Here is a 5,698-nt window from a genome sequence, read left to right as displayed (position 1 = left end):
TGTTTTAGAATTAATCGTTCTCAATTTAAGACGAGTATCTTTCATAAAACAATTACAAGAATGGTAGAAAGTAAACCAATATATCAAAATCAATTAAAACAGAAACTAAACGTGTAACTCAATAAATTTATCTTCATCCGAAAAACCAGAAGAATGCGTTTTTAAAAGAAAAGTTAGATTCTGTGGATTACCATCTTCTTCAAAATGGTCTACAACAAATGTAAATAGGTTTTCTAGAGTTACAGATTCGGTTTCAATTTTCTGTTCTTGGCTGTTTAGTTGTGCTGCTAAAAGTAGTAACACAACATATTGGATTAGCGTTTTCATGAGTTCTGCATTTTAAAGTTTCTATAAAACTAAATGCAATACCTATGTTATAAAACACAGAATGAGTGAAGCTTACGTTTTGATGAGTAAACTAGCTTAAAGCTAATTTGATAGTTTTTTTACGTTGTAGCTTTCCATTGATAGTCTCAACAAATCTGTCAAGTGTATAAATTTCTTTAGGTACTTCGTATTTGGTCAAGCCTTTGAGGAATTTTATACGCTTTTTAAAACTGTCTATAGAATCTCGAGGATTCTCGATGATAAGTATTAATTTTTCACCTAACGCATCATCAGGTTCTGAGGCTACAATAAAGCGTTCGTCAATTATAGCTTGTAGCTTATCTTCAATCTGCTCTGGGAATAGTTTTACGCCACCAGAATTAATAACATTATCAAAACGTCCAAGCCATTGAAAACTAGTATCCGATTTTAAATCAATAATATCATTAGTTTCCAAAGCTTTATCTATTAGATTTGGCGCGTTAATAACCAAGCATTGCCTATCGTCTTGGCTAAATGTAACTCCAGAAATTGCAGTAAATACGGTTTCCCCTTCGTGATTTTTGGATTCCAAACGCTTAAGTCCGACATGTGTTACGGTTTCTGTCATACCATAAGTCTCATAACATAGAGGCGTTTTGGTTTTTATTCTTTCCAACAAGGGTTGAGTAATTTTGGAACCTCCAATGATTATCCTCTTTATGTTATGCGTATAATTTAAAACATGCTTCAATTGTAACGGAATCATTGCGCAGAAATCGTAGTGCTTTTCATAATCGAAAATAGGGTGTGTACTTGGCTCTACACAATCGATTTCTAAACCTAAAATCATAGCACGAACTAACATCATTTTTCCTGCAATGTAATGATTCGGCAGGCAGTTCATTGCCATATTTCCTGGTTCTAATCCGAAGAAGTTACCTGTGGCTATGGCCGAATTCACCATGGCTTGTTTTTGAACTTTTATTTGCTTTGGTTGCCCGGTTGAACCTGAAGTTTTAACATATAAAAAATCATCTTTATTTAACCAATCCGTTAAAAAATCACCTGTGGTTTGCTCGTAAGATTGACCTTCTTTAATAAGACTGTAAGCAACTTCTTTTAATTCTTCGTGACTAAAATAGTCTCCATTGAACTTAAATCTGTTATGTATCTTATTAAAACTTGGTGTCATCATTCTACTACTTTATAGTCTTCTTTTTGTGGTTCTTCAACAGGACCAAATAATTTAGCTTTCCAGTTCTTCCAACCGTAGACTTTAGCTAAAATTATTAATAATATTGGATAGATGATTAGTACTGGTGCACCAATCTCAAGAAACCCAATTTTCGCTGGGTCAGCAGTGTAAGTCAATAATGCATCCGTTTGTAATGCAGACCAGTCTGATGTAACTAATAATGCTGTGAACATATTGTTAGCAGCATGAAATCCAAGTGCAAGCTCTAAGCCATCGTCCATTAAAGTCATGATACCTAACACTAAACCAGTACCAATATAAAACACCATCATAATTGGTCCTAGTTTGTCTACCTCAGGATTTAAACCGTGTAATAATCCAAAACCGACAGATGTTAATATAAGTGGTGTTAATTTTCTAGATAAAATATTAGATAACGATTTATACAAACTACTAGATTCTAAATAATTATAGAATTTTTTACTGTTTGTCAAAGCAAAAAAAGTTACAATTGAAAATGTCAAATAAACTAATATATACAAGAAGCTAAAATTAGTAAATGTATGAAGTAGATAATAAAACATGCAGAAAAGTGCTAAGTACAAAATTGTAAATGAAAAAAACTTTTCCTTAGATGAGACACTAATTCCTTGCATTAAATATCCTCTAAATAAATATTCCTCAAAACTGGTTTGTAGCGGCATAATTAAAATCACTATTGCACATAATATAAAGAAGGGTTGTGGATTAAAATTGAAAATATACTCTTCTGGTGCAGCATAATAGGTTAACATAGTTGACCCTACTGAAAAGATTCCCCACAAAACAAAAACAAACCAAAACCGTTTCCAATCTATTTTAGAACGTGTTGTTGTTAATTTTAAAAACGATTGCTTATGAAGCAATTTAGCAGAGAAAATAAGACCAATTAAGCCAACAGCAAATGAAACTAACATTAAAAACAGGAATAAATTATTCCCTAAGAGGGATGCCATTTTAGCAATATCTGTTATTTCGGCCAAGCTTGCTCCGCCTGCAACTTCAATTCCTAAAAAAATAAGTAATGGTATCATTCCTAACACTTGCCATGCGATAAAAATGATAATGCTTCCTACTAGATATCTCCACCAATCGTGAAGCCCTTTATACGCTTGTTGTATATAATCCATTATATAATATTAAGTTTCCAATTTGTATTTTTATCGTATTGCAAAGTACCATTTTTTACGCTTAAAGGCGACTGAAAATTATTTGCAAATAAACTTCCTGTGCCCAAACCTTGAGGCATTTTGTTATTTAAAGTGTAAGTCCATTGTGCTATGGCGTTTAGACCTATATTACTTTCTAGTGCACTAGTTATCCACCATTCTACTTTGTGACTCTCAGCGATATCTATCCAACTTTGGCTTCCTGTTATACCGCCAATTAAACTGGGCTTTAAAATGATATATTGAGGTTTTATGGTTGAAATAATTTCCTCTTTTTCTTCACCTGAAAAAACACCTATTAACTCTTCATCTAAAGCAATATCTAGTGGCGAAGCTTTACAGAGCATTGCCATGTCACTAAACTGTTTCGGTTTTATAGGTTGCTCTATAGAATGTAATTGGTATTCTGAAAGCTTTTTTAATTTTTCTAAGGCTTCATTAGGCTGAAATGCACCGTTAGCATCCACACGTAATTGTATATCAGATACTGAAAATTCTCTTCTAATAGATTTTAGAATGTCTAATTCTGTTTGAAAATCTATTGCACCTATCTTAAGTTTTATGCAATTAAATCCTGAATCAATTTTCTCTTCAATCTGCTGTCTCATAAAGGCTTCATCTCCCATCCAAACCAATCCGTTAATATTTATGCTATCTACACCTTTTGCAAATTTAGACGGAAATAATATAAACGTATTATCTGAGTTTAATGATTTAAAAGCGATTTCTAATCCAAATTGAATACTCGGAAACTCCACCAGTTCACTAAGCAATTTTTCTAATCCTAGGTTAATATTATCGCAAAGCCATTTTAGTTTATCTTCAAAATCTGGTCTATCATCAATTGAAAGTCCCCTTAAAATTCCGCATTCTCCAATGCCCTTCTTACCGTTTTCTTCAAGGATAATAAACCATGTCTCCTTGGTTGTCATTACACCACGAGAAGTTCCGCTTGGACGCTTAAAATCGAGTATATATTGGTAATACTTAGCCTTAATCATAGAGTATCAAAGATAATTAATTTAATCTTCAAAATTTTACCATTACGGATTACAATTGGCAAATTATTTCTAATTTTAAAAAATAAACGATTGCTATGTATTTTAAAGATAAAGTGGTTTGGATTACGGGAGCGTCTAGCGGAATTGGTAAAGCACTAGCCATTGAACTTTCTAAGCAAGATTGTAAACTCATTTTGTCTTCTAGAAGAGAAACTGTTTTAAATGATGTAAAATCTAAATGCCTTAAGACTAGCGAAGTAAAAGTTCTACCATTCGATTTGGCAGATTTCGATAACATGAAACCGATAGCAAAAAAAGCTGTTGCACTTTTTGGGCAAATAAACATTTTGATAAATAATGGAGGAATTAGCCAACGCTCGTTAATTGTAGAAACTGATATTTTAGTGGATAAAAAGTTAATGGAGATTGACTATCTAGGTACAGTTGGACTTTCTAAAGCCATATTACCACATTTTATAGAACAGCAATCTGGACATTTTGTAACCGTTACCAGTTTAATGGGAAAATTTGGGTCACCTTATCGCTCAGGCTATTGCGGAGCGAAACATGCTCTTCACGGTTTTTTTGATGTGTTGCGAATGGAACATGAAAAAGATAATATCAAAGTTACACTTATTTGTCCTGGTTTTGTAAATACAGATGTATCTCGTAATGCTTTAACAGGAGACGGAAGCCAACTAAACGAATTGGATGATGCGACTGAAAATGGCTTATCTGTAGAAGAATTTTCTAAAAAAATGCTAAAAGCTATTTCTAAACTACAGTTTGAAACTTACATCGGTGGTAAAGAAACAAAAGGAATTTTATTAAAACGTTTCTTCCCTAAACTACTTCACAGAGTCGTAACTAAAAGTAAAGTGAGATGAATGGAGAAACGCTAACACATAATATATGTATTAGCGCTAAGTTAAGATTTGATTCTTTTGCTCTAAAGGAACTTTACCTTTCAAGTAGCCATATTGTAGACAGCTGGTACAATTTTAATTTTACCTTCTCTTTCTAGGCTTGCCATCTTTGGAGATTGCTTACGTATATCTTCTAAAGTAACCATTGCATTTTTAGTAATGGCACTATTTGTGTATTCTTCATTATTTGAAGACATCTCAGCATTTTTAGCTGTTGCTAGAACAGATGGTTGAATTTCATCTAATAAATTCTGTAAAGCATACATATCCATTGCAGCTGTATTATCAATAGCAGACACTTTCCCACAACAAGACGTGTGTCCCATAACAATAACTAATTTTGAGCCTGCAACAGCTTGAGCAAATTCCATTTAGCCAACTATATCTGGATTTTCAATGTTACCTGCAACTCTTGCCACAAAAATATCACCAATTCCTAAGTCAAAAACATCCTCGACAGGTACTCTACTACCTACACAAGATAATACGATAGCTTTTGGATATTGTCCAATTATAGCATCTATGCGTTGGGCAGAATGGTCTCTTCTTGTTAAATTATTTCGAATAAAGTTTTCATTTTCTTTTTTAAGGCGACCTATAATTTCATCAGGCGTCATACCTACCTGCTCTTCTGCTGTTAAGATACTTTTTATAGGACTCTGTTCTATAGTATCTGCTTTTTTTAAAGTTTCTAACTTTTCTACCTTTTCGTTATCAGAATAATTTGCTTCTTTACAAGCTACGATTCCCATTACTAATACTGCGATACCTAATGTTTTAAATGTCTTTTTTATGTGTTTATATGTATTGTTTTTTTAGGACACATGCTGTTCGCTATTAATCATTCCTTTGGATGATAATATGTTTAGCATGCGCGTTTCATATTTAAGTTTATTTAAGTGGTTGTAATAATTTGTTTTTATTAAAAATTATCTAAGTACATGACAAAAATTTAGTCACGTTTATATTGTTTTGATTTACAGGGTTTAATAATACAGCAGCGATATAATCGAGTCCATATTTGAATATACTCTTGGCCCTTCTACCGTGTTTTTTGAT

5 protein-coding genes and 2 pseudogenes are annotated in these 5,698 nt (G+C 32.7%); 2 read left to right on the top strand and 5 right to left on the bottom strand.

Features of this window, described 5'->3' with window-relative positions; genetic code table 11:
- A pseudogene (locus tag HKP48_RS01605) lies at window positions 1–117 on the top strand (IS1595 family transposase); the annotation flags it as partial.
- On the opposite strand, the gene HKP48_RS01600 reads toward HKP48_RS01605, so the two are convergent.
- The 4 genes from HKP48_RS01600 to HKP48_RS01585 all read right to left on the bottom strand — a co-directional run bounded on the left by HKP48_RS01600 (window position 106) and on the right by HKP48_RS01585 (window position 3,710).
- The gene (locus HKP48_RS01600; protein WP_296342129.1) at window positions 106–327 is read right to left on the bottom strand and encodes a hypothetical protein; all 222 of its coding nucleotides are present in this window, start codon (window positions 325–327) and stop codon (window positions 106–108) included. The pseudogene HKP48_RS01605 and the gene HKP48_RS01600 sit on opposite strands and share 12 nt — an antisense overlap.
- Window positions 328–418: 91 nt before the next feature.
- Window positions 419–1,504 carry an AMP-binding protein gene (locus tag HKP48_RS01595; protein WP_363928575.1) on the bottom strand — a complete coding sequence of 362 codons (1,086 nt, stop codon included), beginning with the start codon at window positions 1,502–1,504 and terminating at the stop codon, window positions 419–421.
- Entirely contained in the window at window positions 1,501–2,673 is a 1,173-nt protein-coding gene (locus HKP48_RS01590) for a CPBP family glutamic-type intramembrane protease (RefSeq protein WP_296342126.1), read from the bottom strand. Before HKP48_RS01590 ends, HKP48_RS01595 begins: the two co-directional genes overlap by 4 nt.
- Window positions 2,673–3,710, bottom strand: coding sequence for an o-succinylbenzoate synthase (locus HKP48_RS01585; RefSeq protein WP_296342131.1), 1,038 nt, complete (start codon window positions 3,708–3,710; stop codon window positions 2,673–2,675). The genes HKP48_RS01590 and HKP48_RS01585 overlap by 1 nt, the downstream gene beginning before the upstream one ends.
- A gap of 98 nt (window positions 3,711–3,808) precedes the next feature.
- Here HKP48_RS01585 and HKP48_RS01580 point away from each other — a divergent pair, with 98 nt between their 5' ends.
- Window positions 3,809–4,600, top strand: coding sequence for an SDR family oxidoreductase (locus HKP48_RS01580; protein ID WP_296342124.1), 792 nt, complete (start codon window positions 3,809–3,811; stop codon window positions 4,598–4,600).
- A gap of 80 nt (window positions 4,601–4,680) precedes the next feature.
- Here HKP48_RS01580 and HKP48_RS01575 read toward each other — a convergent pair.
- Window positions 4,681–5,256, bottom strand: a pseudogene (locus tag HKP48_RS01575) (carbonic anhydrase).
- Between the last annotated feature and the right edge of the window lie 442 nt (window positions 5,257–5,698).

The sequence above is a fragment of the Winogradskyella sp. genome (assembly GCF_013042245.1).
GTDB lineage: Bacteria > Bacteroidota > Bacteroidia > Flavobacteriales > Flavobacteriaceae > Winogradskyella.
The sequence above is the reverse complement of the archived record's forward strand: the minus strand, read 5'-3'. Positions and strand labels throughout refer to the sequence as shown.

Coding starts and splice junctions, on each gene's coding strand:
- HKP48_RS01600 (WP_296342129.1), bottom strand. CDS start 327: ATGAAAACGCTAATCCAATATGTTGTGTTACTACTTTTAGCAGCACAA.
- HKP48_RS01595 (WP_363928575.1), bottom strand. CDS start 1,504: ATGATGACACCAAGTTTTAATAAGATACATAACAGATTTAAGTTCAAT.
- HKP48_RS01590 (WP_296342126.1), bottom strand. CDS start 2,673: ATGGATTATATACAACAAGCGTATAAAGGGCTTCACGATTGGTGGAGA.
- HKP48_RS01580 (WP_296342124.1), top strand. CDS start 3,809: ATGTATTTTAAAGATAAAGTGGTTTGGATTACGGGAGCGTCTAGCGGA.